Below are 25,919 nucleotides of genomic sequence, written 5' to 3'. Positions count from 1 at the left end.
TTCACTCCCGATGGTCGTGGGTCTGGGTGATACGGCCCTGTTCCACGTGGAACAAAGCGACTGGCGTTTCCGTCTGCCAGCCTTCCCTCAATAATTCGTGGTCTACACAGGTGATAAACACCTGGCAGCGTAAGTCTTCCAACAAGCGGCATAACGCGCGGCGATGTTGCTCGTCGAGTTCGGACGGCAAGTCATCCACCAGATAAATACACTGACCGCGTCGGGCCTGGCTAACCAAATGGCCCTGGGCGATACGCAACGCGCACACCACCAACTTCTGCTGGCCACGGGACAAGATATCCGCAGCATTATGTGCGCCTAATCTAAGGCGCAGATCAGCCCGTTGGGGGCCGGCCTGGGTATGGCCAATTTGCTGGTCCCGCTGCAAGGACGTGGCGAGCACTGCACTCAGTTCACGCTCTTTGTCCCAGCCACGGTAGTAGCTCAGCGTCAGCCCTTCGAGGTCCAACAACTCGCTCAAGGTCTGCTCAAAGACCGGTTTCAAGGCTTTGATATAGGCGCGGCGGTATTCATCTATTTCGTCGCTGGCCAGGCACAGTTCCCGGTCCCAGGCCGCTTGCGAAGCGGCGTCAAGTGTACCATGCCGCAGCCACGAGTTCCGCTGCCGCAGGGCCTTCTGCAGGCGCTGCCAAGTGGCCATGAATCGCGGTTCCACGTGGAACACTCCCCAATCGAGGAACTGCCTGCGGATTTTCGGCGCACCTTCCAACAGCCGAAAGCTGTCGGGGTTGATCAGTTGCAGTGGCAGAATTTCCGCCAGCTGGGCCGCACTGCGTGCGTTTTGGCCATCAATGCGGATCTGGAACTCACCGCCGCGATCACGGGATATCCCCAAGGCACTGTTGCCGCCTTCTGCCAGTTCGACTTGGCCAAATACCGTGCACGCCAATTGTTCATACTGGATAACCGGTAACAAGCGGGCACTGCGAAAGGAACGGGCAAGCCCCAACAAGTGGATGGCTTCCAGCACGCTGGTTTTGCCACTGCCGTTGGCGCCGTAGAGGATATTGATGCTGGGGGAGGGGGAGAAGGTCACCGGGTGCAGATTGCGCACCGCGGTGACCGAGACGCGACTAAGGGACATCTAGCTTCTATTACAGGCGCATCGGCATAACAACGTAAGCCGAGTCGTCGTTGTCGGATTCCTGCACGAGGGCGCTGCTGTTGGAGTCCGACAGAATCAGGCGAACCTGTTCGGTGGTCATCACACCCAGCACGTCGAGCAAGTAACTCACGTTGAAGCCGATTTCCAGGGAGCCGCCGTTGTAGTCAACGCCCACTTCTTCTTCCGCTTCTTCCTGCTCCGGGTTGTTGGCCTGGATTTTCAGCTGACCGTTGGCCAGTTGCAGACGAATACCACGGTACTTCTCGTTGGACAGAATCGCCGTACGGCTGAATGCTTCACGCAACGCCTGACGGTCGCCGATCACCAGCTTGTCGCCGCCCTTGGGCAGTACGCGCTCGTAATCCGGGAACTTGCCGTCAACCAGCTTGGAGGTGAAGGTGAACTCACCGGTGGTGGCGCGGATGTGGTGCTGGCCCAACACGATGCTGACATTGCCGTCCGGCTCGGTGAGCAGGCGCGCCAGTTCAAGGATACCTTTGCGCGGCACGATCACCTGATGACGGTCCGGCTGGCCAATGTCGGCTTTCATCGAGCACATGGCCAGACGGTGACCGTCAGTGGCCACGGCGCGGATGATGCCTTCAGACACTTCCAGCAGCATGCCGTTGAGGTAGTAACGCACGTCCTGTTGCGCCATGGCGAAGCTGGTGCGCTCGATCAAACGACGCAGCTTGCTCTGCTCCAGGCTGCAGGTCAGCGAGCCAGGGCCTTCTTCCACGGTTGGGAAGTCATTGGCTGGCAGGGTGGACAGGGTGAAACGGCTACGGCCGGCCTTGACCACCAACTTGGCGTCATCCACCTTGATATCGATCAGCGCGTCGTTCGGCAGGCTTTTGCAGATATCCATCAGCTTGCGCGCCGGCACGGTGATCTCGCCAGGTTCGGCGGGCTCTTCCAACTGCACACGACCGACCAGTTCGACTTCCAGGTCGGTACCGGTCAGGGACAATTGCTGGCCTTCGACCACCAGCAATACGTTGGAAAGCACCGGCAAGGTCTGTCGGCGCTCGACGACGCCTGCGACCAGTTGCAGGGGTTTCAACAGGGCTTCGCGTTGAATGGTGAAATGCATGGTCTAGTCCCTTGCCTTAATAAGCTGCGCTGGTGTCATCACGTTGTCAGTGTACGCAGCAGGTTCTTGTAGTCCTCGCGAATATCCGCGTCGGATTCCTTGAGTTCGTTAATCTTGCGGCACGCGTGCAACACAGTGGTGTGATCGCGGCCACCAAACACATCACCGATTTCCGGCAGGCTGTGGTTGGTCAGCTCTTTGGAGAGCGCCATGGCCACTTGCCGTGGACGAGCCACCGAGCGCGAACGGCGCTTGGACAGCAGGTCGGAAATCTTGATTTTGTAGTATTCGGCAACCGTGCGCTGAATGTTATCCACACTCACCAGTTTGTCTTGCAGCGCCAGCAGGTCTTTCAGGGATTCGCGGATCAACTCGATGGTGATATCGCGGCCCATGAAGTGCGAGTGGGCGATGACCCGTTTGAGTGCGCCTTCCAGCTCACGCACGTTGGAACGAATGCGCTGGGCGATGAAGAAGGCGGCGTCGTGGGGCAGGTCGACCTTCGCCTGGTCGGCTTTTTTCATCAGGATCGCAACGCGGGTTTCCAGCTCCGGCGGCTCTACCGCAACGGTCAGGCCCCAGCCAAACCGCGACTTCAAGCGCTCTTCCAGGCCTTCGATTTCCTTCGGGTAGCGGTCACTGGTCAGGATGACCTGTTGGCCGCCTTCGAGCAGGGCGTTGAAGGTGTGGAAGAACTCTTCCTGAGAACGTTCCTTGCGCGCGAAGAATTGAATGTCATCGATCAGCAAGGCATCAACGGAACGGTAGAACCGTTTGAACTCGTTGATGGCGTTCAGCTGCAAGGCCTTGACCATGTCAGCCACGAAGCGCTCCGAGTGCAGGTACACGACCTTGGCATTCGGGTTCTTCTTTAATAGGTGGTTACCCACAGCGTGCATCAAGTGGGTCTTACCCAAGCCAACGCCGCCATAAAGGAAGAGCGGGTTGTAACCATGCTTGGGGTTATCGGCTACCTGCCAGGCGGCAGCGCGGGCCAACTGGTTGGATTTACCTTCGACGAAGTTCTCAAAGGTAAAGGTGCGGTTCAGGTAGCTGGTGTGCTTGAGCGCACCTTCGACTTGCACGGTGCGCTGTTCGGCGCGAACCGGTGCTTGCTGGGAGCTGGCGCCGGCCATCGGGTCGAAGCTGTCGCGTGACGGTTCCTCGTGCTCAGGCGCGCTTTTTTGCGCGGAGGACTTGGATGGCGCGGGGGCTGGAGCAGGCGCAGCCGGTGCAGTCGCTACCTGGGCTTGCGATGCGGCAGCCGCCAGCGGCGCATTCGGCGCAGCACGCGGGGCGGAGCTGCGTTTGCTGCCTATTAATAAGGAGAGCACGGGCGCAACGCCGTTGCCATGTTCGTCGAGCAACTCGAGAACGCGGCTCAGGTACTTCTCGTTGACCCAGTCGAGAACAAACCGATTGGGTGCGTAGACACGCAACTCGTCGCCTTCGGCTTCGACTTGTAGTGGACGGATCCAGGTGTTGAATTGCTGGGCAGGCAGCTCCTCGCGCAAAAGCTCCACGCACTGCTGCCAAAGTTCCACTGACACGGATATCCCCTAAGTTGAAAGCCGGTGAGGCAAAAACAGCCGCCATTGTAGCGGCGCGCTGCCCACTTATCCACATGTAGGTTGCGCACAAGGCAGCCAAAATCAACGCGTTAAGCACAAAAAAAGCGACCAATGGTCTGTGCATAAGCTCTGTGGATAAGCGCACCTAAGGTCGTTGTACAAGTGGGGGCGAAAGTCTGTGGGTAACTGGCCTGTGGATAACAACCCATTCCACCCACAGGTTATCCGATAGCGGAGCACAGGCAGAGCCCAGTTTCTCCCCCGTGTTGTCATTCTCTGTACATCACGTGGAGTATGGCCTCAAGGCAGTTATCCACAGATGATCGCCGGCCTAGCTTTTATAAGCTTTACAGAAAAGCTTTAAATAACTTCCTTCTTTATTTTTATATCTATGGCATTGCCCATGAAAGCCGAGCGGATGGAAAAGGACGCTTTGCCGTATAGAGATCTAATTGCAGGAAAAGCTGGTTGGAAATTGACCTAGAGGCTTGCTTTCTCTAGAATCGCCGGTCTCTTAAAACGGGGGCCATTCCGGCCCGTTGTGGACGAACCAGGTAACAACGCCATGAAACGTACTTTCCAACCAAGCACCATCAAACGCGCCCGCACTCACGGTTTCCGTGCTCGCATGGCTACCAAGAACGGCCGTGCTGTCCTGTCGCGTCGTCGCGCCAAAGGTCGTGCACGTCTGGCAGTTTGATAATCCGGTACCTGCGGTGAGTCAGGACTTCAGTCGGGAAAAGCGTCTGCTTACCCCCCGGCACTTCAAGGCAGTCTTTGACTCCCCCACCGGCAAGGTTCCGGGGAAAAATCTCCTGCTCCTTGCGCGTAACAACGATCTGGATCACCCCCGTCTCGGGTTGGTGATCGGCAAGAAGAGCGTAAAGCTCTCCGTTGAGCGCAATCGCCTCAAGCGTCTGATGCGCGAATCGTTTCGCCTCCACCAGGACACTCTGGTTGGTTGGGATATTGTTATCGTCGCGCGCAAAGGCTTGGGGGACGTAGAAAACCCCGAATTGATTCAGCATTTCGGCAAGCTCTGGAAACGTTTGGCGCGTACCCACAAGCCAGCACCAGCAGTCAGCACCGAAACTGTAGGGGTAGACAGTCTTGATGCGTAAACTGGCAATCGTTCCGATCCAGTTTTATCGCTATGCCATTAGTCCCCTGATGGCCAACCACTGTCGTTTCTACCCCAGTTGTTCCTGCTACGCGTTAGAGGCCATAGAAAATCATGGTCTTCTGCGCGGTGGCTGGCTGACCTTTCGTCGTTTAGGTCGCTGTCATCCGTGGAATCCCGGTGGTTATGACCCGGTTCCGCCTATCCCTACCTCCCGTTCTTCTTCGATGGCCGAGTAATCATGGATATTAAACGCACGATCCTGATCGTCGCCCTGGCAATCGTGTCCTACGTCATGGTCCTTAACTGGAACCAGGACTACGGCCAAGCTGCCCTGCCGACTCAGAATGTTGCTGCCAATGCTGTTCCAGCGGGGCTACCCGATACAGTGAGCGGCACCAACACTGCCGCCAGTGATGACATTCCACGCGCAGCGGGCGAAACAAACGCACCCGCAGAAGTACCAGTTGCCGCCAGCACAGACCTCATCCAGGTAAAAACGGATGTATTGGACCTGGCTATCGACCCGCAAGGTGGCGATGTCGCCAAACTGACTCTTCCGCTGTATCCGCGTCGTCAGGATCACCCGGAAATTCCATTCCAGTTGTTCGATAACGGTGGCGAACGTGTTTATCAAGCGCAAAGTGGCTTGATCGGCACCAACGGCCCGGATGCGAGCCCTACCGGTCGTCCGGTTTTCTCCTCGGAGAAGAAGAGTTATCAACTGGCCGATGGCCAGGACCAGTTGGTCGTCGACCTGAAATTCAGCAAGGACGGCGTCAACTACATCAAGCGTTTCACCCTGAAACGCGGCTTGTACGACATCGTGGTCACCTACTTGATCGACAACCAGAGCGCACAGCCCTGGACTGGCGCAATGTTTGCCCAGCTCAAGCGTGACGCCAGCTCCGATCCGTCGTCCAGCACCGCTACTGGCACCGCGACTTACCTGGGCGCTGCCCTGTGGACAAGTTCGGAGCCGTACAAAAAAGTGTCGATGAAAGATATCGACAAGGTTGCCGAAGACAAGCAAAAGGCCCCGATCACCTACAACGTGAACGGCGGCTGGGTGGCTTGGTTGCAACACTACTTCGTGACCGCGTGGATTCCTCAGCCTGGCCAGAACAACCTGGTCGCGGCGCGCAAGGACACCAAAGGTAACTACATCATTGGCTACACTGGCCCGGCGTTGACCATCGCACCAGGTGCCAAGGCTGAAACCAGCGCCACTCTGTACGCCGGCCCGAAAAGCCAGGCTGTGCTCAAAGAGTTGTCCCCAGGTCTGGAACTGACTGTGGACTACGGCATTCTGTGGTTCATTGCCCAGCCGATCTTCTGGCTGCTGCAACATATCCACAGCATCGTCGGTAACTGGGGCTTCTCGATCATCTTCCTGACCATGCTGATCAAGGGGATCTTCTTCCCACTGTCGGCAGCCAGCTACAAGTCGATGGCGCGCATGCGTGCCGTGGCGCCGAAACTGGCAGCGTTGAAAGAGCAACATGGTGACGACCGGCAGAAAATGTCGCAGGCCATGATGGAGCTGTACAAGAAAGAGAAGATCAACCCGTTGGGTGGTTGCTTGCCGATTCTGGTACAGATGCCGGTGTTCCTGTCGCTTTACTGGGTTCTCCTGGAAAGCGTGGAAATGCGCCAGGCGCCGTTCATCCTGTGGATTACTGACCTGTCGATCAAAGACCCGTTCTTTATCCTGCCGATCATCATGGGCGCGACCATGTTTATCCAGCAGCGTCTGAACCCGACTCCGCCGGATCCGATGCAGGCCAAGGTAATGAAAATGATGCCAATCATCTTCACCTTCTTCTTCCTGTGGTTCCCAGCTGGTCTGGTGCTGTACTGGGTAGTCAACAACGTGTTGTCGATCTCTCAACAGTGGTACATCACACGTAAAATCGAAGCGGCTACCAAAAAAGCCGAAGCGTAATTTACTCTGTGGGTAACCACTCAAGACGCCCCCTAGTGGGGCGTTTTGCTTTCCGTCACTTTTGTTCTGGAACCTGCTGATGAGTGCTCCTCGTGAAACCATCGCTGCTGTCGCTACCGCTCAAGGTCGCGGCGGTGTCGGTATTGTGCGTATTTCCGGGCCGCTTGCCGGCGTGGCTGCCCAGGCCATCAGCGGGCGAGAGCTGAAACCACGTTATGCACATTACGGCCCCTTCCTCGATGCTGACCAAAGCGTGTTGGACGAAGGCCTGGCCCTCTATTTCCCGGGGCCGAATTCATTTACCGGTGAAGATGTTTTGGAATTACAGGGCCACGGTGGCCCGGTCGTTCTCGACATGTTGCTGCAGCGCTGCCTGCAATTGGGCTGCCGCCTGGCGCGGCCGGGGGAATTCAGCGAACGCGCGTTCCTGAACGACAAGCTCGACCTGGCCCAGGCCGAAGCGATTGCCGACTTGATCGAGGCCAGTTCTGCACAGGCTGCACGCAATGCGTTGCGCTCGTTGCAGGGCGCGTTTTCCCTGCGTGTGCATAACTTGACCGAGCAACTGATCAGCTTGCGCATCTATGTCGAGGCGGCGATTGATTTTCCCGAGGAGGAAATCGACTTCCTCGCCGATGGCCACGTGTTGGCGATGCTGGATAAGGTCCGCGAGGAGTTATCCACAGTGCTGCGCGAAGCCGGGCAGGGCGCGTTGTTGCGTGATGGCATGACCGTGGTGATCGCCGGGCGGCCCAATGCCGGTAAATCCAGCCTGCTCAACGCCCTGGCAGGGCGCGAAGCGGCCATCGTCACTGAGATTGCCGGCACGACGCGGGATATCCTGCGCGAACATATCCACATCGACGGCATGCCGCTGCATGTGGTCGACACCGCCGGTTTGCGGGATACGGATGACCAAGTAGAGAAGATCGGCGTGGAACGGGCGCTCAAGGCCATCAGTGAGGCCGATCGTGTGTTGCTGGTGGTGGATGCCACCGCACCTGAGGCGGTGGACCCCTTTGCCCTGTGGCCGGAATTCCTCGAACAGCGGCCAGACCCGGCCAAAGTCACGTTGATCCGCAACAAGGCTGACCTGACGGGCGAGGCGATTGCCATGGAAACCAGCGAGGATGGCCACGTCACTATCAGCCTGAGCGCCAAGTCGGCGGGGGACGGCCTGGAATTGCTGCGTGACCATCTCAAGGCCTGCATGGGCTACGAGCAGACCTCGGAAAGCAGCTTCAGTGCGCGGCGCAGGCACCTGGAGGCGCTGCGCCATGCCAGCGCGGCGCTTGAGCACGGTCGGGCACAGCTGACCCTGGCGGGTGCTGGTGAGCTGCTGGCTGAGGACTTGCGCCAGGCGCAGCAGCTGTTGGGCGAGATCACCGGCGCATTCAGCTCCGATGACCTGCTGGGACGGATCTTTTCAAGTTTCTGTATCGGTAAGTAACCGAGTTATCCACAGCGCGTTACCAGTTATACGACACCGTACCGAGCAAGGTACGGCTGTCGCCCCAATAGCAACGCCCTGCATCGTTGCAACCGGATACATATTCCTTGTCGAACAGGTTCTTGGCGTTCAGGTCGACCGACCAGTGGGTATCGATCTGGTAGCCGATGGCCGCATCCACCAATGTGACGCTGCCGGGGTCGAGTTTCCCGTAGAGAGTGGGCTTGGTGTAGGAATAGGCGCTATCGAAGTAACGCACACCACCGCCCAGGGACAACCCCTTGAGTTGGCCCTCCAGGAACCGGTATTTGCCCCATACAGATGCCTGGTTACGCGGAACACCGGTCATCTGGTTCCCCTCGACCAACGAACCGGCCGTGTCCTTGGTAATCCGCGCATCGGTGTAGGTGTAGGCCGCCGTCAGATTCAGGTTCGGGGTGATGTTGCTGTTGATCTCCACTTCGGCGCCCTTGGCCCGGCTTTCGCCCACTTGGCGGTAGGTGTTGGTGGTGCTGTCGAGGTAGGTATCGTCCTGTTTGCGCAGGTCATACACCGACAGCGTCATCGCCGTGTCCCAACCGATCGGCTCGTACTTCACACCCACTTCGTATTGGCGGCTGGTGATTGGCTTGAGCGGAGAACCTGTGACCGAGATCTGTTGAACCGGGACGAACGCAGTGGAGTAGCTGACATACGGCGTAAGGCCGTTGTCGAACTGGTACATCACACCGCCCTGGTAGGTGAACTTCTGCTCGGTGGTGCTTGAGTCCGATGAGGGTTTCACCTTGTCCCGGAATTGGCTATCGACCCAATCCTGGCGCCCGCCGAGCAAAAACAGCCAGTGGTCGTACTTGCTCTGGACCTGTGCATAAACCCCTTTCATCTGCTGTTCGAGCAAGGTGTTCTGCACCGCCAGCGGGGTGGTCGGCTCACGCAGGTAAACCGGGTTATACACATTGATGGTCCCGGCGAAACCCGCGTCCCAGTCCTGGTTGAAGGAGGTCCGATCGTAGCTCGCGCCGAACAAAACCGTGTTTTCCAGTTCGCCCAGCTGGAATTTTCCTTCAAGTTGGTTATCCAGGGAGTACACCATCGACTTGTTGTAGCGGTCGTAGGCGTTCATGTTCAGCTGGGTGCCGAAGCCTCGGTTGTTCAGGTCGCCTGGCCAGGTTTCGTGACGGGTGATACGCGACTGCATGTAGCGTGAGTTCTGGCGGAACTGCCAATCGTCATTGAAGCTGTGGCTGAACTCATAGCCCGTGCTCCAGGCTTCACGCTCAAAGGTGTTCCAGTTCGGGTCGCCGAGCATGGTGTGCTTGGATAACTTGCCATTCGGGTTGGTCAGCAAAGTACCTGCGGCGGGTAAGCCAAGCTCCAGGTTGGTGTGGTCTTTCTGGTAGTTGGCTAACAGCGTCAGGGTGTTGTAATCGTCGAAATTCAGGGTCAGGGACGGCGCGATGTAGAGGCGATCATCCGGCACATGGTCCGTCTGGGTGTCGGACTTGCGGCCAAGCATCACCACGCGGCCGAGTATGTTGCCGGCGTCCGTGAGCGGGCCGGAGATATCCACACCCAGCTGGCGACGGTTATTCGAGCCGTAACCCAGTTGCACTTCGCCCTGTGGCGCGCTGGTTGGGTGCTTGCTCACCAGGTTCACCAGGCCGCCGGGAGCGTTTTCACCATAAAGCAGGGACGACGGACCACGGAAGATCTCGACCCGTTCCAGGCCATAGGGCTCGCTGGTAGTGTCGTAGCGGTTGCCTTGTACGCGTAGGCCATCGCGCAGCAATCCGTAGCCGTAATCGGTGGCGTTGAAACCGCGAATGAAAAACAGGTCGCCCGCCAGACCATCACCGGCGGCGAACGGCGGCGCGAAGATACCAGGCACATAACCGAGCACTTCGGTCAGGGTCTGGGACTTCTGGTCCTTGATGCGCTGGCCGGTGACGACCGATACCGAACGCGGAGTTTCCGACAAAGGCGTGCTGGTCTTGGTGCCGATCCGACTGTTTTGCGCCTTGTAGCCGACGTCTGCGGCGATCTCTTGAGCGAAACCAGCCTGTTGATAAGTACTGATGGTGGTCGGGGCCAGGGTCAGTTCCCCGGTGGGTGCGGCTTGTAATACATAACTGCCCGGCGCCTGGACGACGGCCTGTAGGCCAGATTCACGCAGTAGCAGTGCAAAACCCTGCTCTACCGAGTAATCCCCAACCAACCCCGGACTGCGCAATCGTGCGGTTTGCTGTGGGGAAAAAGACAGAATGATATTGGCCCTGGCGGCGAATTGGCTCAAGGCGCTGTCCAGCGGGCCGGCGGCAATGCTGTAGTGCGCAGCCATCGCACTGGAAGGCAGGAACACCCCGACGGCAGTGGCGGTGCTCAACAGTAGACCGTACGTAATGCCGTGGCAGGAGAGTCGCTGGCGAAGCTGGTTGGGAAGGCGCATGTGTGAGGAAGCCCTGAAGGTTGCGTCGTAATTACCTGTAGGGCCGCGCCAGGTAGAAAAAAGATAACCCCCTTGTGGACTATTTTTTTGTCAGCCGATTCGCTGCACCGACACCCAATAGCGGGTGAAGTATTTCACCTGGATCGGCAGCGTCGCCTGCAGGTTGGCCAGCACGGCATCGATAGAGTCCAGGCGGAACGTCCCGGACACGCGCAGGCGTTGTGAAGCCTGATCGCACTGGATCAAGCCGTGGCGATAACGGGCCAGTTCGCCGATGACGTCACCAAGGCGCGCGTCCAAAACGATCAACTGGCCATCAACCCAAGCCGCTTGACTACGAAAATACGGTTGGTCCGGTCCGACGTTTTGCCGATCGAAGTCAGCACTTTCACCGGCAACGAGCACACGCCTGTGTGCAGGCTGATCAGCTGGCGACACGCTTACCCTGTCCTCCAAAACACTGACCCGTGTGGAATCCGCCAGTTGGCGCACGCTGAATCGCGTGCCCAATGCCTGGACCCGGCCTTGGCGAGTGTCGACATAAAAGGGCGTTTGGCCACCCAATTTGCCCGTGTGGATAAGTACTTCACCTTCGCGCAGGCGAATCAGGCGCTGGCGCCCATCGAACGCGACATCGATGGCGGTGCCGGTATTGAGGTCGATCTGCGTGCCGTCGGCCAGTTCGATACGGCGCCGCTGTCCTACAGCAGTGCGGTAGTCGGCCCACACATTGCCCAGGGACGTGTGTTGTTGAACATTCCAACCGAGGTATCCAGTGCTGCCGAGTGCCAACATCCACTTGAGGACCTGCCGGCGTTGTTGCGTGGTCGACAAGGCACGACGGGTAACGTCCTGGGGCAGGGCACCGAGACTGCGCTGCAATTGTTCCATCTGGTTCCACGCAGCCTGATGGGACGGATCGCCATTGAGCCATTGCTGCCAGGCGTATCGTTCGGCAGGCGTTGGCGGCTGGGACTGAAACTGCACATACCAGCTGGCAGCCGCCTCGAAGGTCTTGCGGTCAGGCGCGGCGGCCATCAGAGGCCGGCCATGATCAATGCACACTCGGTCAGCGCGCGGACCATGTGTTTTTTCACGGTGGTCAGGGAAACCTGCAGTTGATCGGCGATTTGTTGATAAGTCAGGCCCTCGATCTGCGACAGCATGAAAATCCGCCGCGCTCGCTCCCCCAGGCTAGACAGCGCTTTATCCACAGCCACCAGGGTTTCGATGATGATTGCCTTGTCTTCTTCGCTGATGGCTGTGGCTTCAGGGCGCTCGGCCAGGGTTTGCTTATAAGCCTGTTCAACGGCATGCCGGCGATAACGGTCAATCACCAGGCCTTTGGCAATGGTCGCCAGATAGTCACGCGGTTCCATGATCTGCGCGGCATGGCGTCCGCCCAGGATTCGCACGAACGTATCGTGCGCCACGTCGGCCGCATCGCAAGCGTTATGCAATTTACCTTTGAGCCATCCCTGCAGCCACGAATGGTGCTGTTCGTAGATGTGCTGGACAGCAGCCGTGTGTGAAGGAGGGGGCATAGGGCGCGACAAGGCAGGTTAATGATAATCGCTATTATTAACTGCACTGCGGTTTTCTCACAATAGGTCTCTCTTTTACGGGCCCAGCTGCGAATCGAAAGATTGCGGCGGCTTCGTCACGCCTGAAATACCCAGCTATTCATCGATTTCTGTGGATTAAGCCCTGTGAATAACCGCCCCTGTGCCCAGTTGATAACAGGGCTTGAAAACTGAAGATAAACCCGCCTGTGGATAACCACTGCTTTAATCCACAGGCTTAAAGCACTTATCCAAGGGCCTCATTGGCACATGACCACAGACTTTTGAGTCGCTGTACACAACGTAAATAAAGGCCTGTAGAGATCTATCCACAGAAAGTAGGCTCAGTAGAAATAAACATAAAAACAAAGATTTAATAAATTTCTCTCTTTTAATTTCTATTGTCCGTGATTCATCCACAGCTGGTTAAATTTTGTGCAAAGGGTTCTTTAGGAAGGGCTAAGTCCCTATACTTGCCGCCAAAGCTCCAAAACCCTTTCAACAGACAATTCCTGATTACCTACATAAGCAGGCACGAGGTGCGTGGTGGATTTCCCTTCCCGTTTTGAAGTGATCGTCATCGGCGGCGGTCATGCCGGTACCGAGGCAGCACTGGCGTCAGCACGCATGGGCGTAAAAACCCTGTTGCTCACGCACAACGTGGAAACCCTCGGTGCAATGAGTTGCAACCCCGCCATTGGTGGGATCGGCAAGAGCCATCTGGTCAAAGAAATCGACGCCCTTGGCGGCGTGATGGCCATGGCTACCGACAAGGGTGGCATTCAATTTCGCGTGCTGAACAGCCGTAAAGGCCCGGCCGTGCGTGCCACTCGGGCACAAGCCGACCGCATCCTGTACAAGGCGGCCGTGCGCGAAACCCTGGAAAACCAGCCGAACCTGTGGATATTTCAACAGGCGGCGGATGACCTGATCGTTGAACAGGATCAAGTACGCGGTGTTGTCACTCAGATGGGCCTGCGTTTCTTCGCAGAATCCGTGGTGTTGACCACCGGTACCTTCCTCGGCGGACTTATCCACATCGGTATGCAGAACTATTCCGGCGGTCGTGCCGGTGATCCGCCGTCGATTGCCCTGGCAAAACGCCTGCGTGAGTTGCCGCTGCGCGTCGGTCGCCTGAAAACCGGGACCCCGCCGCGTATCGATGGGCGTTCTGTGGATTTCTCGGTGATGACCGAACAAGCCGGCGACACGCCGATTCCGGTGATGTCGTTCATGGGTTCCAAAGAGCAGCACCCGAAACAGGTGAGCTGCTGGATTACCCACACCAATGCGCGCACCCACGAAATCATTGCCGCGAACCTCGACCGTTCGCCGATGTATTCCGGGGTGATCGAAGGTATTGGCCCGCGTTATTGCCCGTCGATCGAAGACAAGATCCACCGCTTTGCCGACAAGGAAAGCCACCAGGTCTTTATCGAGCCCGAAGGCTTGACCACCCATGAGCTGTACCCGAACGGGATTTCCACTTCCCTGCCATTCGACGTGCAAATCCAGATCGTGCAATCGATTCGCGGCATGGAAAACGCGCACATCGTGCGTCCGGGCTACGCCATCGAGTACGACTACTTCGATCCGCGTGACCTGAAGTACAGCCTGGAAACCAAAGTCATCGGCGGTCTTTTCTTCGCCGGACAAATCAACGGCACCACCGGTTACGAAGAAGCCGGCGCCCAAGGTTTGCTGGCCGGGACCAACGCCGCACTGCGCGCACAGGGCAAAGACAGCTGGTGCCCGCGTCGCGATGAAGCGTACATCGGTGTGTTGGTGGATGACCTGATCACCCTGGGTACCCAGGAACCGTACCGGATGTTCACTTCCCGGGCGGAATACCGCCTGATCCTGCGCGAAGACAACGCCGACCTGCGCCTGACCGAAAAAGGTCGCGAGCTGGGCTTGGTCGATGACGCGCGCTGGGAAGCCTTCTGCAAGAAACGCGAAAGCATCACCCTGGAAGAGCAACGCCTGAAAAGCACCTGGGTTCGCCCGGGCACCGAACAGGGCGACGCAATCGCGGAAAAATTCGGCACGCCGCTGACCCACGAGTACAACTTGCTCAACCTGCTGTCGCGCCCGGAAATCGACTACGCTGGTCTGGTCGAAGTGACCGGCGGCGGCGCAGAAGATCCACAGGTCGCCGAGCAGGTCGAGATCAAGACGAAGTACGCCGGTTACATTGACCGCCAGCAGGATGAGATCGCTCGCCTGCGCGCCAGTGAAGACACCAAGCTGCCTGTGGATATCGATTACACCGGGATTTCCGGGTTGTCGAAAGAAATCCAAAGCAAGCTGGGGATAACTCGGCCAGAAACCCTGGGCCAGGCTTCACGCATCCCCGGCGTCACGCCGGCAGCCATTTCGCTGTTGATGATTCATTTGAAAAAACGCGGCGCGGGCCGTCAGTTGGAGCAAAGCGCTTGAGTTCGTTGGTCACCTCGCAACACGCCGAAGAGTTATCCACAGGTGCGCGCCAGTTGGGCGTCGACCTGACCCCGGCCCAGCACGAATTGCTGCTGGGCTACCTGGCCCTGTTGATCAAATGGAACAAGGCCTACAACCTGACTGCAGTGCGTGATCCAGACGAAATGGTTTCGCGTCACTTGCTCGACAGCTTGAGTGTGATGCCGTTTATCGAAAACGGTCGCTGGCTCGACGTTGGCAGTGGCGGCGGCATGCCAGGGATTCCCCTGGCAATCCTGTTTCCCGAGTCGCAAGTCACCTGCCTGGACAGCAACGGCAAGAAAACCCGCTTCCTGACCCAGGTCAAACTCGAACTCAAGTTGGATAACCTGCACGTTATCCACAGTCGCGTCGAAGCCTTCACGCCTGAACAGCCTTTCAACGGAATTGTTTCCCGGGCCTTCAGCAGCATGGAGAACTTCAGCAACTGGACTCGCCACCTCGGCGACCGTGACACCCGCTGGCTGGCAATGAAGGGCGTCCATCCAAGCGACGAGCTGTTAGCATTGCCGGCAGACTTCCACCTCGATAGCGAACACGCCTTGGCCGTACCCGGTTGCCAAGGCCAACGCCATCTGCTGATACTGCGCCGCACGGCATGATTGGGAACACAAGCAAGAATGGCTAAGGTATTCGCGATAGCGAACCAGAAAGGTGGCGTGGGCAAAACCACCACCTGCATCAACCTCGCAGCATCCCTGGTGGCTACCAAGCGCCGGGTGCTGTTGATCGATCTCGATCCACAGGGCAACGCCACCATGGGTAGCGGTGTGGATAAACACGGCCTGGAAAACTCGGTCTACGACTTGCTGATCGGCGAGTGCGACCTGGCCCAGGCCATGCACTTCTCCGAACACGGTGGTTACCAACTGCTGCCGGCCAACCGCGATTTGACCGCGGCGGAAGTGGTGCTGCTGGAAATGCAGATGAAGGAAAGCCGTCTGCGCAGCGCGTTGGCGCCGATCCGCGAGAATTACGATTACATCTTGATCGACTGCCCGCCGTCACTGTCGATGCTTACGCTGAACGCGTTGGTGGCAGCCGATGGGGTGATTATCCCCATGCAGTGCGAATACTACGCACTGGAAGGCTTGAGCGACCTTGTGGATAACATCAAGCGTATCGCCGAGTTGCTCAACCCGAACCTGCAGATCGAAGGCCTGTTGCGGACCATGTTCGATCCGCGCCTGAGCCTGATGAACGACGTGTCGGCGCAGCTCAAGGAACACTTTGGCGACCAGCTCTACGACACGGTGATCCCGCGCAACATCCGTCTGGCCGAAGCGCCAAGCTACGGCATGCCCGCGCTGGCGTACGACAAATCCTCGCGTGGCGCCATTGCCTACCTGGCCCTGGCCGGCGAGATGGTTCGCCGTCAACGCCGCAACTCACGCACCGCTGCAGCCCAGCCAACTTAAGGAATCCCCATGGCCGTCAAGAAACGAGGTCTCGGACGTGGACTGGATGCACTGCTGAGTGGTCCGACTGTCACGTCGCTTGAAGAGCAAGCGGTGCAGGCCGACGAGCGCGAGCTGCAACACCTGCCCCTGGACCTGATCCAGCGCGGCAAATACCAGCCACGCCGGGACATGGACCCCCAGGCGCTGGAAGAACTGGCCAATTCGATCAAGGCCCAGGGCGTGATGCAGCCGATCGTGGTCCGCCCCATTGGTGGCGGGCGCTTTGAAATCATCGCCGGTGAACGCCGCTGGCGTGCCAGCCAGCAGGCCGGCAAGGAAACGATCCCGGCGATGGTGCGCGATGTACCGGATGAAACCGCGATCGCCATGGCGCTGATCGAGAACATCCAGCGTGAAGACCTCAACCCGGTCGAAGAAGCGATTGCATTGCAGCGCTTGCAGCAGGAATTCCAGCTGACCCAGCAACAAGTGGCTGACGCAGTGGGCAAGTCCCGCGTGACCGTGTCCAACTTGCTGCGCCTGATCGCGCTGCCGGAAGTCATCAAGACCATGCTGTCCCATGGCGACCTGGAAATGGGTCACGCCCGTGCTTTGCTGGGTTTGCCGGAAAATCAACAGGTTGAAGGGGCGCGACACGTTGTCGCACGAGGGCTCACCGTTCGTCAGACCGAGGCCCTGGTTCGCCAGTGGTTGAGTGGTAAACCTGCACCGGTCGAAACGAGCAAACCTGATCCGGATATCGCCCGTCTCGAGCAGCGCCTGGCCGAACGCCTAGGCTCTGCGGTGCAGATTCGCCACGGGAAGAAAGGCAAAGGCCAATTGGTCATCGGCTATAACTCTCTTGATGAGCTGCAGGGCGTCCTTGCCCACATCCGCTGAAACATTTACTCATGTAGCGTGTGATCGGAAATCACTACCCGGCAGTTGAATAGGGGCAGAACCGCCCCTATACTCTGCGCGCATTTTGTCGGCACAAATTATGCCAAGTTATTGATTTCCGGCAGCCGACCATTGAGGAGCAAGAGTGATGGAAACCCGCACGCCAAACACGTTGCCGTTCCATCGCTTGGCTGTTTTTCCGGTTTTATTGGCGCAATTTGTCATTTTGCTGATCGCCGCTTTGGCGCTTTGGTACTGGCATGGAGTCGTAGCCGGATATTCAGGACTCTGCGGAGGCCTGATAGCCTTGCTGCCCAATATGTATTTTGCTCACAGGGCCTTTCGGTTTTCCGGCGCCCGAGCAGCCCAGGCGATCGTCCGGTCATTTTATGCCGGCGAAGCAGGGAAACTGATTTTGACGGCAGTGCTGTTTGCACTGACCTTTGCAGGTGTGAAGCCATTGGCGCCGCTGGCTGTATTCGGCGTCTTCGTGTTGACCCAACTGGTCAGCTGGTTCGCTCCCCTGCTAATGAAAACAAGACTTTCGAAACCTTAGGGCGTTTGAGGCAACCATGGCAGAAACAACCGCTTCGGGCTATATCCAGCACCACTTGCAGAACCTGACCTTCGGTCAGCTGCCTAATGGCGGCTGGGGCTTTGCCCACTCCGCAGCAGAGGCCAAAGAAATGGGCTTCTGGGCTTTCCACCTGGATACTCTGGGTTGGTCGGTCGCATTGGGTCTGATCTTCGTCCTGATTTTCCGCATGGCGGCAAAGAAGGCGACTTCCGGTCAGCCAGGTGCTTTGCAGAACTTCGTTGAAGTATTGGTCGAATTCGTCGATGGCAGCGTGAAAGACAGCTTCCATGGCCGTAGCCCGGTGATTGCACCGCTGGCACTGACCATCTTCGTCTGGGTGTTCCTGATGAACGCCGTCGACCTGATCCCGGTTGACTGGATTCCTCAGCTCGCCATGGCGATCAGCGGCGACCCGCACATTCCATTCCGTGCCGTATCGACCACTGACCCTAACGCTACCCTGGGCATGGCCCTGTCGGTATTCGCGTTGATCATTTTCTACAGCATCAAGATCAAGGGCATCGGCGGCTTCATCGGCGAACTGACCCTGCACCCGTTCGGCAGCAAGAACATCTTCGTTCAAGCCCTGCTGATCCCGGTGAACTTCCTGCTGGAATTCGTGACCCTGATCGCCAAGCCGATCTCCCTGGCTCTGCGACTGTTCGGCAACATGTATGCCGGCGAGCTGGTGTTCATTCTGATCGCTGTGATGTTCGGCAGCGGCCTGCTCTGGCTTAGCGGCCTGGGCATTGTTCTGCAGTGGGCGTGGGCTGTGTTCCACATCCTGATCATCACCCTGCAGGCCTTCATCTTCATGATGCTGACCATCGTCTACCTGTCGATGGCGCACGAAGAGAACCATTAAGACCAGTCTCGGCTAGTCTGATGTCCTTCCCGGTCAAACGGGAAGGTAGGCCCTACCGGGCTATGAAACGATTTGTTTTACCGCTTTAAAATCTAAAAAACCTAAACCATACGACGTAAAAGTCGGGAGGAAAGATGGAAACTGTAGTTGGTCTAACCGCTATCGCTGTTGCACTGTTGATCGGCCTGGGCGCCCTGGGTACTGCCATTGGTTTCGGCCTGCTGGGCGGCAAGTTCCTGGAAGGCGCAGCGCGTCAGCCAGAAATGGTTCCAATGCTGCAAGTTAAAATGTTCATCGTCGCCGGCCTGCTCGACGCCGTGACCATGATCGGTGTTGGTATCGCTCTGTTCTTCACCTTCGCGAACCCTTTCGTTGGTCAACTCGCCGGTTAATCACTCGTCTTTTCGAGTGATTGGTGTGTTGTGCAACGAATGAGCGAGGTATTGGCGTGAACATTAATGCAACCATTATTGGTCAGTCCTTAGCGTTCTTGATTTTTGTCGTTTTCTGCATGAAGTTCGTATGGCCTCCGGTCATCGCAGCTCTGCACGAACGTCAGAAGAAGATTGCGGATGGACTGGACGCTGCAGCACGAGCAGCTCGCGACCTGGAGTTGGCCCAAGATAAAGCGGGTCAGCAACTGCGCGAAGCGAAAGCTCAAGCAGCCGAAATCATTGAGCAAGCCAAGAAACGCGGTAACCAGATCGTTGAAGAGGCTGTTGAAAAAGCCCGTATCGACGCTGACCGTGTGAAGGTTCAGGCTCAGGCCGAGATCGAGCAGGAACTGAACAGTGTCAAAGACGCGCTGCGTGCCCAACTGGGTGCCCTGGCCGTTGGCGGTGCTGAGAAGATCCTGGGTGCCACAATCGATCAAAACGCGCACGCGGAGCTGGTTAACAAACTGGCTGCTGAAATTTAAGCGAGGGCGATCATGGCAGAATTGACCACGTTGGCCCGACCTTACGCTAAGGCAGCCTTCGAGCACGCCCAGGCCCACCAGCAGCTGGCCTCTTGGTCAGCCATGCTCGGCCTGGCTGCAGCAGTGTCGCAAGACGACACCATGCAGCGCGTGCTCAAGGCCCCGCGACTGACGAGCGCAGACAAGGCCGCCACTTTTATTGAAGTGTGCGGCGACAAGTTTGATGTGAAAGTGCAGAACTTCTTGCACGTCGTTGCCGAAAACGACCGTCTCCTGCTTCTGCCGGAGATTGCCGCTCTGTTCGACCTGTACAAGGCCGAGCAAGAGAAATCGGTAGACGTTGAAGTGACCAGTGCTTTCGCATTGAACCAAGAACAGCAAGACAAACTCGCCAAGGTTCTCAGTGCACGACTCGACCGGGAAGTGCGCCTGCAAGTTGCGGAAGACAAATCCCTCATTGGGGGCATTGTCATTCGCGCCGGCGACCTGGTTATCGATGGCTCGATTCGCGGCAAACTCGCGAATCTTGCCGAAGCATTGAAATCTTGAGTTTGAAGGGGCAGCAGAGCAATGCAGCAACTCAATCCTTCCGAAATAAGTGAAATTATCAAGGGCCGCATCGACAAGCTCGATGTGACCTCCCAAGCCCGTAACGAAGGCACTGTCGTCAGCGTATCTGACGGTATCGTGCGGATTCACGGTCTGGCCGACGTAATGTCCGGCGAGATGATCGAGTTTCCGGGCGGCGTCTTCGGTATGGCTCTCAACCTGGAGCAGGACTCCGTAGGTGCCGTTATTCTCGGCGCATACCAGTCCCTGGCTGAAGGCATGAGCGCCAAGTGCACTGGCCGTATCCTGGAAGTTCCGGTTGGTAAGGAACTGCTGGGTCGCGTAGTCGACGCACTGGGTAACCCTGTTGACGGTAAAGGTCCACTGGGCAACACCGAGACCGACGCGGTCGAGAAAGTTGCTCCAGGCGTGATCTGGCGTAAGTCGGTAGACCAGCCTGTACAGACTGGCTACAAGGCTGTCGATGCCATGATCCCTGTCGGCCGTGGCCAGCGTGAGCTGATCATCGGTGACCGTCAGATCGGTAAAACCGCTCTGGCCATCGACGCGATCATCAACCAGAAAGACAGCGGCATTTTCTGCGTCTACGTAGCTATTGGTCAGAAGCAATCGACCATCGCCAACGTGGTTCGCAAGCTGGAAGAGAACGGCGCACTGAAAAACACGATCATCGTGGCGGCCAGTGCTTCGGAATCTCCTGCGCTGCAATACCTGGCTCCGTATGCCGGTTGCACCATGGGTGAATTCTTCCGCGACCGCGGTGAAGACGCGCTGATCGTTTATGACGATCTGTCCAAGCAAGCAGTGGCTTACCGCCAGATTTCCCTGCTGCTGCGCCGTCCACCAGGCCGTGAAGCCTACCCAGGCGACGTGTTCTATCTCCACTCCCGTCTGCTGGAGCGCGCATCCCGCGTTTCGGAAGAGTACGTAGAGAAGTTCACCAACGGCGCAGTGACCGGCAAAACCGGTTCCCTGACCGCACTGCCGATCATCGAAACCCAGGCTGGCGACGTTTCCGCGTTCGTTCCGACCAACGTGATTTCCATCACCGACGGTCAGATCTTCCTGGAATCGGCCATGTTCAACTCGGGTATCCGCCCTGCAGTGAACGCCGGTGTTTCGGTATCCCGTGTGGGTGGTGCCGCTCAGACCAAGATCATCAAGAAGCTCTCCGGTGGTATCCGTACCGCTCTGGCTCAGTACCGTGAACTGGCGGCATTCGCCCAGTTCGCTTCTGACCTGGACGAAGCGACCCGTAAGCAACTTGAGCATGGTCAGCGCGTTACCGAGCTGATGAAGCAGAAGCAATACGCCCCAATGTCGATCGCTGACATGGCGTTGTCGCTGTATGCCGCTGAGCGTGGGTTCCTGACTGACGTCGAAATCGCCAAGGTTGGCAGCTTTGAACAAGCGCTGATTGCTTACTTCAACCGCGATCACGCCGACTTGTTGGCCAAGATCAACGTGAAGGGTGACTTCAATGACGAAATCGACGCTGGCCTGAAAGCCGGTATCGAGAAGTTCAAGGCCACCCAAACCTGGTAAGCCGCAGCGGGAGCCGCAAGGCTCCCGCTTGCTAACCTGATAGGTGTTACATGGCAGGCGCAAAAGAGATTCGCAGTAAGATTGCGAGCATCAAAAGCACGCAAAAAATTACCAGCGCCATGGAAAAAGTGGCGGTCAGCAAAATGCGCAAGGCACAAATGCGCATGGCTGCTAGCCGTCCTTATGCGGAGCGTATCCGCCAGGTAATTGGGCATCTGGCCAACGCCAACCCGGAATACCGCCACCCATTCATGATCGACCGCGAAGTTAAGCGTGTGGGTTATGTGGTTGTGAGCAGTGACCGTGGTTTGTGCGGTGGTTTGAATACCAACCTGTTCAAGGCCCTGGTCAAGGACATGGCGGTAAACCGCGAAAACGGCGTCGAGATCGATCTGTGTGTAGTTGGTAGCAAGGGTGCGGCCTTTTTCCGTAACTTCGGCGGCAACGTCGTAGCAGCTATCAGCCACCTGGGTGAAGAGCCGTCGATCAATGATTTGATCGGCAGTGTGAAGGTGATGCTGGATGCATACCTGGAAGGCCGGATTGACCGCCTCTCCGTGGTATCCAACAAGTTCATCAACACCATGACCCAGCAGCCAACCGTGGAGCAATTGATTCCACTGGTGGCGACTCCGGATCAGGAACTCAAGCACCACTGGGACTACCTCTACGAACCAGACGCCAAAGAGCTGCTTGACGGCTTGATGGTGCGCTACGTGGAGTCGCAGGTGTACCAGGCGGTGGTCGAGAACAACGCAGCTGAACAAGCGGCGCGGATGATCGCGATGAAAAACGCTACCGATAACGCCGGTGATCTGATCAGCGATTTGCAGCTGATCTACAACAAGGCGCGTCAGGCTGCGATCACCCAAGAGATCTCGGAAATCGTCGGCGGCGCTGCCGCGGTTTAACGGTTCAAATATTCAGAGGATCCAGCTATGAGTAGCGGACGTATCGTTCAAATCATCGGCGCCGTTATCGACGTGGAATTTCCACGCGACAGCGTACCGAGCATCTACAACGCGCTGAAAGTACAAGGCGCGGACACTACTCTGGAAGTTCAGCAACAGCTGGGCGACGGCGTAGTTCGTACCATTGCGATGGGTTCCACCGAAGGCTTGAAGCGCGGTCTGGACGTTGTCGACTCTGGCGCAGCCATCTCCGTACCGGTCGGTAAAGCGACCCTGGGCCGGATCATGGACGTACTGGGCAACCCGATTGACGAAGCTGGCCCGATCGACACCGAAGAGCGTTGGGGCATTCACCGTCCAGCACCTTCGTTCGCGGAACAAGCTGGCGGCAACGACCTGCTGGAAACCGGCATCAAGGTTATCGACCTGGTTTGCCCGTTCGCCAAAGGCGGTAAAGTCGGTCTGTTCGGTGGTGCCGGTGTAGGCAAGACCGTAAACATGATGGAACTGATCCGTAACATCGCCATCGAGCACAGCGGTTATTCCGTGTTCGCCGGTGTGGGCGAGCGTACCCGTGAGGGTAACGACTTCTACCACGAGATGAAGGACTCCAACGTTCTGGACAAAGTGGCACTGGTTTACGGTCAGATGAACGAGCCGCCGGGTAACCGTCTGCGCGTAGCACTGACTGGCCTGACCATGGCCGAGAAGTTCCGTGACGAAGGTAACGACGTTCTGCTGTTCGTCGACAACATCTACCGTTACACCCTGGCCGGTACTGAAGTATCCGCACTGCTGGGCCGTATGCCTTCCGCAGTAGGTTACCAGCCGACCCTGGCCGAAGAGATGGGCGTTCTGCAAGAACGTATCACTTCGACCAAAGAAGGTTCGATCACTTCGATCCAAGCGGTATACGTACCTGCGGATGACTTGACTGACCCGTCGCCAGCGACCACCTTCGCCCACTTGGACGCCACCGTCGTTCTGTCCCGTGACATCGCTTCCCTGGGTATCTACCCAGCGGTCGATCCACTCGACTCGACTTCGCGCCAGCTGGACCCGAACGTGATCGGCCAGGAGCACTACGACACCGCTCGCGGCGTTCAGTACGTGCTGCAGCGTTACAAAGAACTGAAGGACATCATTGCGATCCTGGGTATGGACGAGCTGTCGGAAGCCGACAAGCAGTTGGTAAACCGTGCTCGTAAGATCCAGCGTTTCTTGTCGCAGCCGTTCTTCGTGGCTGAAGTCTTCACCGGTGCCTCGGGTAAATACGTTTCCCTGAAAGACACCATTGCTGGCTTCAAAGGCATCCTCAACGGTGACTACGACCACCTGCCAGAACAAGCGTTCTACATGGTTGGCGGCATCGAAGAAGCGATCGAGAAAGCCAAGAAACTGTAATCCAAGCGCCCGGAAACGGGCGCTCATCAGGTTGAGGCAATCAGATGGCTATGACAGTCCATTGCGATATCGTCAGCGCGGAAGGGGAAATCTTCTCCGGTCTGGTAGAGATGGTGATTGCACACGGCGAACTCGGTGACCTGGGTATTGCCATGGGTCACGCGCCGTTGATCACCAGCTTGAAGCCGGGTCCGATCACTCTGACCAAGCAAGGCGGGGAAAAGGAGGTGTTTTACATCTCCGGTGGTTTCCTTGAGGTTCAGCCGAACATGGTCAAGGTACTTGCCGACACCGTGCAACGTGCTGGCGACCTGGATGAAGCCTCCGCTCAGGAAGCCGTCAAGGCTGCCGAGAAGGCCCTGAACGAAAAGGGCGCGGACTTCGACTACAGCGCTGCTGCTGTACGTCTGGCCGAGGCTGCAGCCCAGCTGCGCACGCTCCAGCAGATCCGCAAGAAGTAAGCGGCCACGCCGTCTTGTTTCATGTGCGATTGATTAAAAAGGGTAGCCTCGGCTACCCTTTTTCTTTTTCAGCAATACACTTCTCTGGTCTGACGTCGGACCGCCCAGGATTGGTAGCCATTCATGTCTCTTGAAATCGTCATTCTCGCCGCAGGCCAAGGCACCCGCATGCGTTCGGCCCTGCCCAAGGTGCTGCATCCGGTTGCCGGCAACTCCATGCTTGGCCATGTTATCCACAGCGCCCGGCAGCTCGATCCGCAGCGCATTCACGTGGTGATCGGCCACGGTGCCGATGTGGTGCGCGAACGCCTGGCCGCGGACGACCTGAATTTCGTATTGCAAGACCAGCAACTCGGTACCGGCCACGCCACCGCGCAAGCCGTGCCATTCATTACCGCCGACACCGTGCTGATCCTCTACGGTGACGTGCCGCTGATCGAAGTGGAAACCCTGCAACGCCTGCTCAAGCACGTGGTGACAGGCCAGATGGGCCTGCTCACCGTCGAGCTGGATGATCCCACCGGCTATGGCCGTATCGTGCGCAACGCCGACGGCAAGGTCGCGGCCATCGTCGAGCATAAAGACGCCAGCGAAGCCCAGCGCGCCATCACCGAAGGCAATACCGGCATCATGGCGGTGCCAGCCAACAAGCTCGCCGACTGGATGAACCGCCTGTCCAACCACAACGCCCAGGGCGAGTACTACCTCACCGACGTCATCGAGATGGCTGTAAGTGATGGCCTGCTGGTCGCAACCGAGCAGCCCCTCGACCCCATGGAAGTGCAGGGCGCCAACGACCGCAAGCAGCTTGCCGAACTGGAGCGTCACTACCAACTGCGTGAAGGCCGCCGCCTGATGGCCCAGGGCGTGACCCTGCGCGACCCGGCGCGTTTCGACGTGCGTGGCGAAGTGACTGTAGGCCGCGACGTGCTGATCGACATCAACGTGATCCTCGAAGGCCGCGTGATCATCGAAGACGACGTGGTGATCGGCCCGAACTGCGTGATCAAGGACAGCACCCTGCGCAAAGGCGTGGTGGTCAAGGCCAACAGCCACCTGGAAGGCGCGGTGATGGGCGAGGGCAGCGATGCTGGCCCGTTCGCGCGTTTGCGTCCTGGCAGCGTGCTGGAAGCCAAGGCCCATGTGGGTAACTTCGTCGAACTGAAAAACGCCCACCTGGGTGAAGGCGCCAAGGCCGGCCACCTGACTTACCTGGGCGATGCGGTCATCGGCGCGCGCACCAACATCGGCGCCGGCACCATCACCTGCAACTACGATGGCGCCAACAAGCACGTCACCGTGTTGGGCGAAGACGTGTTCATCGGCTCCAACAATTCGCTGGTGGCCCCGGTGAAGGTGGGCGATGGCGCCACCACCGCGGCGGGCTCCACCATCAACCAGGATGTGGATAACTTGCAGCTCGGCGTGGCCCGCGCCCGCCAGCGCAACATCGACGGCTGGAAGCGCCCGGTCAAAATCAAGAAGAGCTGAGTTATCCACACAACGCGATAATCCCCTGTGGGAGCTGGCTTGCCTGCGATAGCGATCTATCAGTCACTGATGTGCAAGCTGATAC

At 57.9% G+C, this 25,919-nt stretch carries 25 protein-coding genes; 19 read left to right on the top strand and 6 right to left on the bottom strand.

From position 1 onward, the window contains the following. Position 1 precedes the first annotated feature (1 nt). Genes recF through dnaA form a run of 3 tightly spaced genes read right to left on the bottom strand, consistent with a single transcriptional unit; the run spans position 2 to position 3,769 of the window. Positions 2 to 1,105 (bottom strand): DNA replication/repair protein RecF, encoded by a 1,104-nt coding sequence (gene recF / locus B348_RS0111390; RefSeq protein WP_017736245.1) that lies wholly within the window; start codon positions 1,103 to 1,105, stop codon positions 2 to 4. A 10-nt stretch (positions 1,106 to 1,115) separates the two neighbouring features. Then, entirely contained in the window at positions 1,116 to 2,219 is a 1,104-nt protein-coding gene (gene dnaN / locus B348_RS0111385; RefSeq protein ID WP_017736244.1) for a DNA polymerase III subunit beta, read from the bottom strand. A gap of 38 nt (positions 2,220 to 2,257) precedes the next feature. Then, complete coding sequence (dnaA, locus tag B348_RS0111380) at positions 2,258 to 3,769, bottom strand: chromosomal replication initiator protein DnaA (RefSeq protein WP_026136737.1); 1,512 nt, start codon at positions 3,767 to 3,769, stop codon at positions 2,258 to 2,260. A 586-nt stretch (positions 3,770 to 4,355) separates the two neighbouring features. On the opposite strand from dnaA, the gene rpmH reads away from it, so the two are divergent. The 5 genes from rpmH to mnmE all read left to right on the top strand — a co-directional run bounded on the left by rpmH (position 4,356) and on the right by mnmE (position 8,305). Continuing rightward, positions 4,356 to 4,490, top strand: a complete 135-nt coding sequence (gene rpmH, locus B348_RS1000000130890; RefSeq protein ID WP_003213577.1) for a 50S ribosomal protein L34 — start codon at positions 4,356 to 4,358, stop codon at positions 4,488 to 4,490. Positions 4,491 to 4,506: 16 nt separating this feature from the next. Further along, positions 4,507 to 4,911, top strand: coding sequence for a ribonuclease P protein component (gene rnpA, locus B348_RS1000000130885; protein WP_003177079.1), 405 nt, complete (start codon positions 4,507 to 4,509; stop codon positions 4,909 to 4,911). Further along, positions 4,904 to 5,149, top strand: a complete 246-nt coding sequence (gene yidD / locus B348_RS1000000130880) for a membrane protein insertion efficiency factor YidD (protein ID WP_080752880.1) — start codon at positions 4,904 to 4,906, stop codon at positions 5,147 to 5,149. Before rnpA ends, yidD begins: the two co-directional genes overlap by 8 nt. A gap of 2 nt (positions 5,150 to 5,151) precedes the next feature. Beyond that, positions 5,152 to 6,855, top strand: coding sequence for a membrane protein insertase YidC (gene yidC / locus B348_RS0111370; protein ID WP_017736241.1), 1,704 nt, complete (start codon positions 5,152 to 5,154; stop codon positions 6,853 to 6,855). A 79-nt stretch (positions 6,856 to 6,934) separates the two neighbouring features. Then, positions 6,935 to 8,305, top strand: a complete 1,371-nt coding sequence (mnmE, locus tag B348_RS0111365; RefSeq protein WP_017736240.1) for a tRNA uridine-5-carboxymethylaminomethyl(34) synthesis GTPase MnmE — start codon at positions 6,935 to 6,937, stop codon at positions 8,303 to 8,305. A 19-nt stretch (positions 8,306 to 8,324) separates the two neighbouring features. On the opposite strand, the gene B348_RS0111360 is transcribed toward mnmE, so the two are convergent. The 3 genes from B348_RS0111360 to B348_RS0111350 all read right to left on the bottom strand — a co-directional run bounded on the left by B348_RS0111360 (position 8,325) and on the right by B348_RS0111350 (position 12,295). Further along, positions 8,325 to 10,751 carry a TonB-dependent siderophore receptor gene (locus B348_RS0111360; RefSeq protein WP_026136736.1) on the bottom strand — a complete coding sequence of 809 codons (2,427 nt, stop codon included), beginning with the start codon at positions 10,749 to 10,751 and terminating at the stop codon, positions 8,325 to 8,327. A 90-nt stretch (positions 10,752 to 10,841) separates the two neighbouring features. Continuing rightward, entirely contained in the window at positions 10,842 to 11,789 is a 948-nt protein-coding gene (locus tag B348_RS0111355) for a FecR domain-containing protein (RefSeq protein WP_017736238.1), read from the bottom strand. Further along, on the bottom strand, positions 11,789 to 12,295 hold the full coding sequence (locus tag B348_RS0111350) for a sigma-70 family RNA polymerase sigma factor (RefSeq protein WP_026136735.1): 507 nt from the start codon (positions 12,293 to 12,295) through the stop codon (positions 11,789 to 11,791). Before B348_RS0111350 ends, B348_RS0111355 begins: the two co-directional genes overlap by 1 nt. Before the next feature lie 564 nt (positions 12,296 to 12,859). On the opposite strand from B348_RS0111350, the gene mnmG reads away from it, so the two are divergent. From mnmG to glmU, 14 genes are all read left to right on the top strand, one after another. Beyond that, positions 12,860 to 14,752 carry a tRNA uridine-5-carboxymethylaminomethyl(34) synthesis enzyme MnmG gene (mnmG, locus tag B348_RS0111345; protein WP_026136734.1) on the top strand — a complete coding sequence of 631 codons (1,893 nt, stop codon included), beginning with the start codon at positions 12,860 to 12,862 and terminating at the stop codon, positions 14,750 to 14,752. Further along, positions 14,749 to 15,393 (top strand): 16S rRNA (guanine(527)-N(7))-methyltransferase RsmG, encoded by a 645-nt coding sequence (gene rsmG / locus B348_RS0111340; protein WP_017736234.1) that lies wholly within the window; start codon positions 14,749 to 14,751, stop codon positions 15,391 to 15,393. The genes mnmG and rsmG overlap by 4 nt, the downstream gene beginning before the upstream one ends. An 18-nt stretch (positions 15,394 to 15,411) precedes the next feature. After that, complete coding sequence (locus B348_RS0111335; protein WP_017736233.1) at positions 15,412 to 16,209, top strand: ParA family protein; 798 nt, start codon at positions 15,412 to 15,414, stop codon at positions 16,207 to 16,209. Positions 16,210 to 16,218: 9 nt separating this feature from the next. Continuing rightward, positions 16,219 to 17,091 (top strand): ParB/RepB/Spo0J family partition protein, encoded by an 873-nt coding sequence (locus B348_RS0111330; protein WP_017736232.1) that lies wholly within the window; start codon positions 16,219 to 16,221, stop codon positions 17,089 to 17,091. Positions 17,092 to 17,239: 148 nt separating this feature from the next. Beyond that, the gene (locus tag B348_RS0111325) at positions 17,240 to 17,647 is read left to right on the top strand and encodes a F0F1 ATP synthase subunit I (RefSeq protein ID WP_010565865.1); all 408 of its coding nucleotides are present in this window, start codon (positions 17,240 to 17,242) and stop codon (positions 17,645 to 17,647) included. Between the two features lie 16 nt (positions 17,648 to 17,663). Beyond that, positions 17,664 to 18,533: a F0F1 ATP synthase subunit A gene (gene atpB / locus B348_RS0111320; RefSeq protein ID WP_017736231.1), complete on the top strand. Its 870-nt coding sequence runs from the start codon at positions 17,664 to 17,666 to the stop codon at positions 18,531 to 18,533. Positions 18,534 to 18,667: 134 nt separating this feature from the next. Beyond that, positions 18,668 to 18,925, top strand: a complete 258-nt coding sequence (gene atpE, locus B348_RS0111315; RefSeq protein ID WP_002555987.1) for a F0F1 ATP synthase subunit C — start codon at positions 18,668 to 18,670, stop codon at positions 18,923 to 18,925. Between the two features lie 56 nt (positions 18,926 to 18,981). Further along, positions 18,982 to 19,452, top strand: coding sequence for a F0F1 ATP synthase subunit B (locus tag B348_RS0111310; RefSeq protein WP_017736230.1), 471 nt, complete (start codon positions 18,982 to 18,984; stop codon positions 19,450 to 19,452). 12 nt (positions 19,453 to 19,464) lie between these two features. Then, on the top strand, positions 19,465 to 20,001 hold the full coding sequence (locus B348_RS0111305) for a F0F1 ATP synthase subunit delta (protein ID WP_017736229.1): 537 nt from the start codon (positions 19,465 to 19,467) through the stop codon (positions 19,999 to 20,001). Between the two features lie 21 nt (positions 20,002 to 20,022). Continuing rightward, entirely contained in the window at positions 20,023 to 21,567 is a 1,545-nt protein-coding gene (atpA, locus tag B348_RS0111300) for a F0F1 ATP synthase subunit alpha (RefSeq protein ID WP_010207686.1), read from the top strand. A gap of 50 nt (positions 21,568 to 21,617) precedes the next feature. Next, a complete protein-coding gene (gene atpG / locus B348_RS0111295) occupies positions 21,618 to 22,478 on the top strand; it encodes a F0F1 ATP synthase subunit gamma (protein ID WP_010565870.1) in 861 nt (286 codons plus the stop codon). 27 nt (positions 22,479 to 22,505) lie between these two features. Further along, a complete protein-coding gene (atpD, locus tag B348_RS0111290; RefSeq protein WP_010207684.1) occupies positions 22,506 to 23,882 on the top strand; it encodes a F0F1 ATP synthase subunit beta in 1,377 nt (458 codons plus the stop codon). A gap of 44 nt (positions 23,883 to 23,926) precedes the next feature. Then, positions 23,927 to 24,343 (top strand): F0F1 ATP synthase subunit epsilon, encoded by a 417-nt coding sequence (locus tag B348_RS0111285; RefSeq protein WP_003177061.1) that lies wholly within the window; start codon positions 23,927 to 23,929, stop codon positions 24,341 to 24,343. Positions 24,344 to 24,466: 123 nt separating this feature from the next. Next, positions 24,467 to 25,834, top strand: a complete 1,368-nt coding sequence (glmU, locus tag B348_RS0111280) for a bifunctional UDP-N-acetylglucosamine diphosphorylase/glucosamine-1-phosphate N-acetyltransferase GlmU (protein WP_017736228.1) — start codon at positions 24,467 to 24,469, stop codon at positions 25,832 to 25,834. The last annotated feature ends 85 nt before the right edge of the window (positions 25,835 to 25,919 follow it).

It is taken from the genome of Pseudomonas sp. CBZ-4, assembly GCF_000346755.1.
Taxonomy (GTDB): Bacteria; Pseudomonadota; Gammaproteobacteria; order Pseudomonadales; family Pseudomonadaceae; genus Aquipseudomonas.
The sequence above is the reverse complement of the archived record's forward strand: the minus strand, read 5'-3'. Positions and strand labels throughout refer to the sequence as shown.

Coding starts and splice junctions, on each gene's coding strand:
- recF (WP_017736245.1), bottom strand. CDS start 1,105: ATGTCCCTTAGTCGCGTCTCGGTCACCGCGGTGCGCAATCTGCACCCG.
- dnaN (WP_017736244.1), bottom strand. CDS start 2,219: ATGCATTTCACCATTCAACGCGAAGCCCTGTTGAAACCCCTGCAACTG.
- rpmH (WP_003213577.1), top strand. CDS start 4,356: ATGAAACGTACTTTCCAACCAAGCACCATCAAACGCGCCCGCACTCAC.
- yidD (WP_080752880.1), top strand. CDS start 4,904: ATGCGTAAACTGGCAATCGTTCCGATCCAGTTTTATCGCTATGCCATT.
- yidC (WP_017736241.1), top strand. CDS start 5,152: ATGGATATTAAACGCACGATCCTGATCGTCGCCCTGGCAATCGTGTCC.
- mnmE (WP_017736240.1), top strand. CDS start 6,935: ATGAGTGCTCCTCGTGAAACCATCGCTGCTGTCGCTACCGCTCAAGGT.
- B348_RS0111360 (WP_026136736.1), bottom strand. CDS start 10,751: ATGCGCCTTCCCAACCAGCTTCGCCAGCGACTCTCCTGCCACGGCATT.
- B348_RS0111355 (WP_017736238.1), bottom strand. CDS start 11,789: ATGGCCGCCGCGCCTGACCGCAAGACCTTCGAGGCGGCTGCCAGCTGG.
- B348_RS0111350 (WP_026136735.1), bottom strand. CDS start 12,295: ATGCCCCCTCCTTCACACACGGCTGCTGTCCAGCACATCTACGAACAG.
- B348_RS0111335 (WP_017736233.1), top strand. CDS start 15,412: ATGGCTAAGGTATTCGCGATAGCGAACCAGAAAGGTGGCGTGGGCAAA.
- B348_RS0111330 (WP_017736232.1), top strand. CDS start 16,219: ATGGCCGTCAAGAAACGAGGTCTCGGACGTGGACTGGATGCACTGCTG.
- B348_RS0111325 (WP_010565865.1), top strand. CDS start 17,240: ATGGAAACCCGCACGCCAAACACGTTGCCGTTCCATCGCTTGGCTGTT.
- atpB (WP_017736231.1), top strand. CDS start 17,664: ATGGCAGAAACAACCGCTTCGGGCTATATCCAGCACCACTTGCAGAAC.
- atpE (WP_002555987.1), top strand. CDS start 18,668: ATGGAAACTGTAGTTGGTCTAACCGCTATCGCTGTTGCACTGTTGATC.
- B348_RS0111305 (WP_017736229.1), top strand. CDS start 19,465: ATGGCAGAATTGACCACGTTGGCCCGACCTTACGCTAAGGCAGCCTTC.
- atpA (WP_010207686.1), top strand. CDS start 20,023: ATGCAGCAACTCAATCCTTCCGAAATAAGTGAAATTATCAAGGGCCGC.
- atpG (WP_010565870.1), top strand. CDS start 21,618: ATGGCAGGCGCAAAAGAGATTCGCAGTAAGATTGCGAGCATCAAAAGC.
- atpD (WP_010207684.1), top strand. CDS start 22,506: ATGAGTAGCGGACGTATCGTTCAAATCATCGGCGCCGTTATCGACGTG.
- B348_RS0111285 (WP_003177061.1), top strand. CDS start 23,927: ATGGCTATGACAGTCCATTGCGATATCGTCAGCGCGGAAGGGGAAATC.
- glmU (WP_017736228.1), top strand. CDS start 24,467: ATGTCTCTTGAAATCGTCATTCTCGCCGCAGGCCAAGGCACCCGCATG.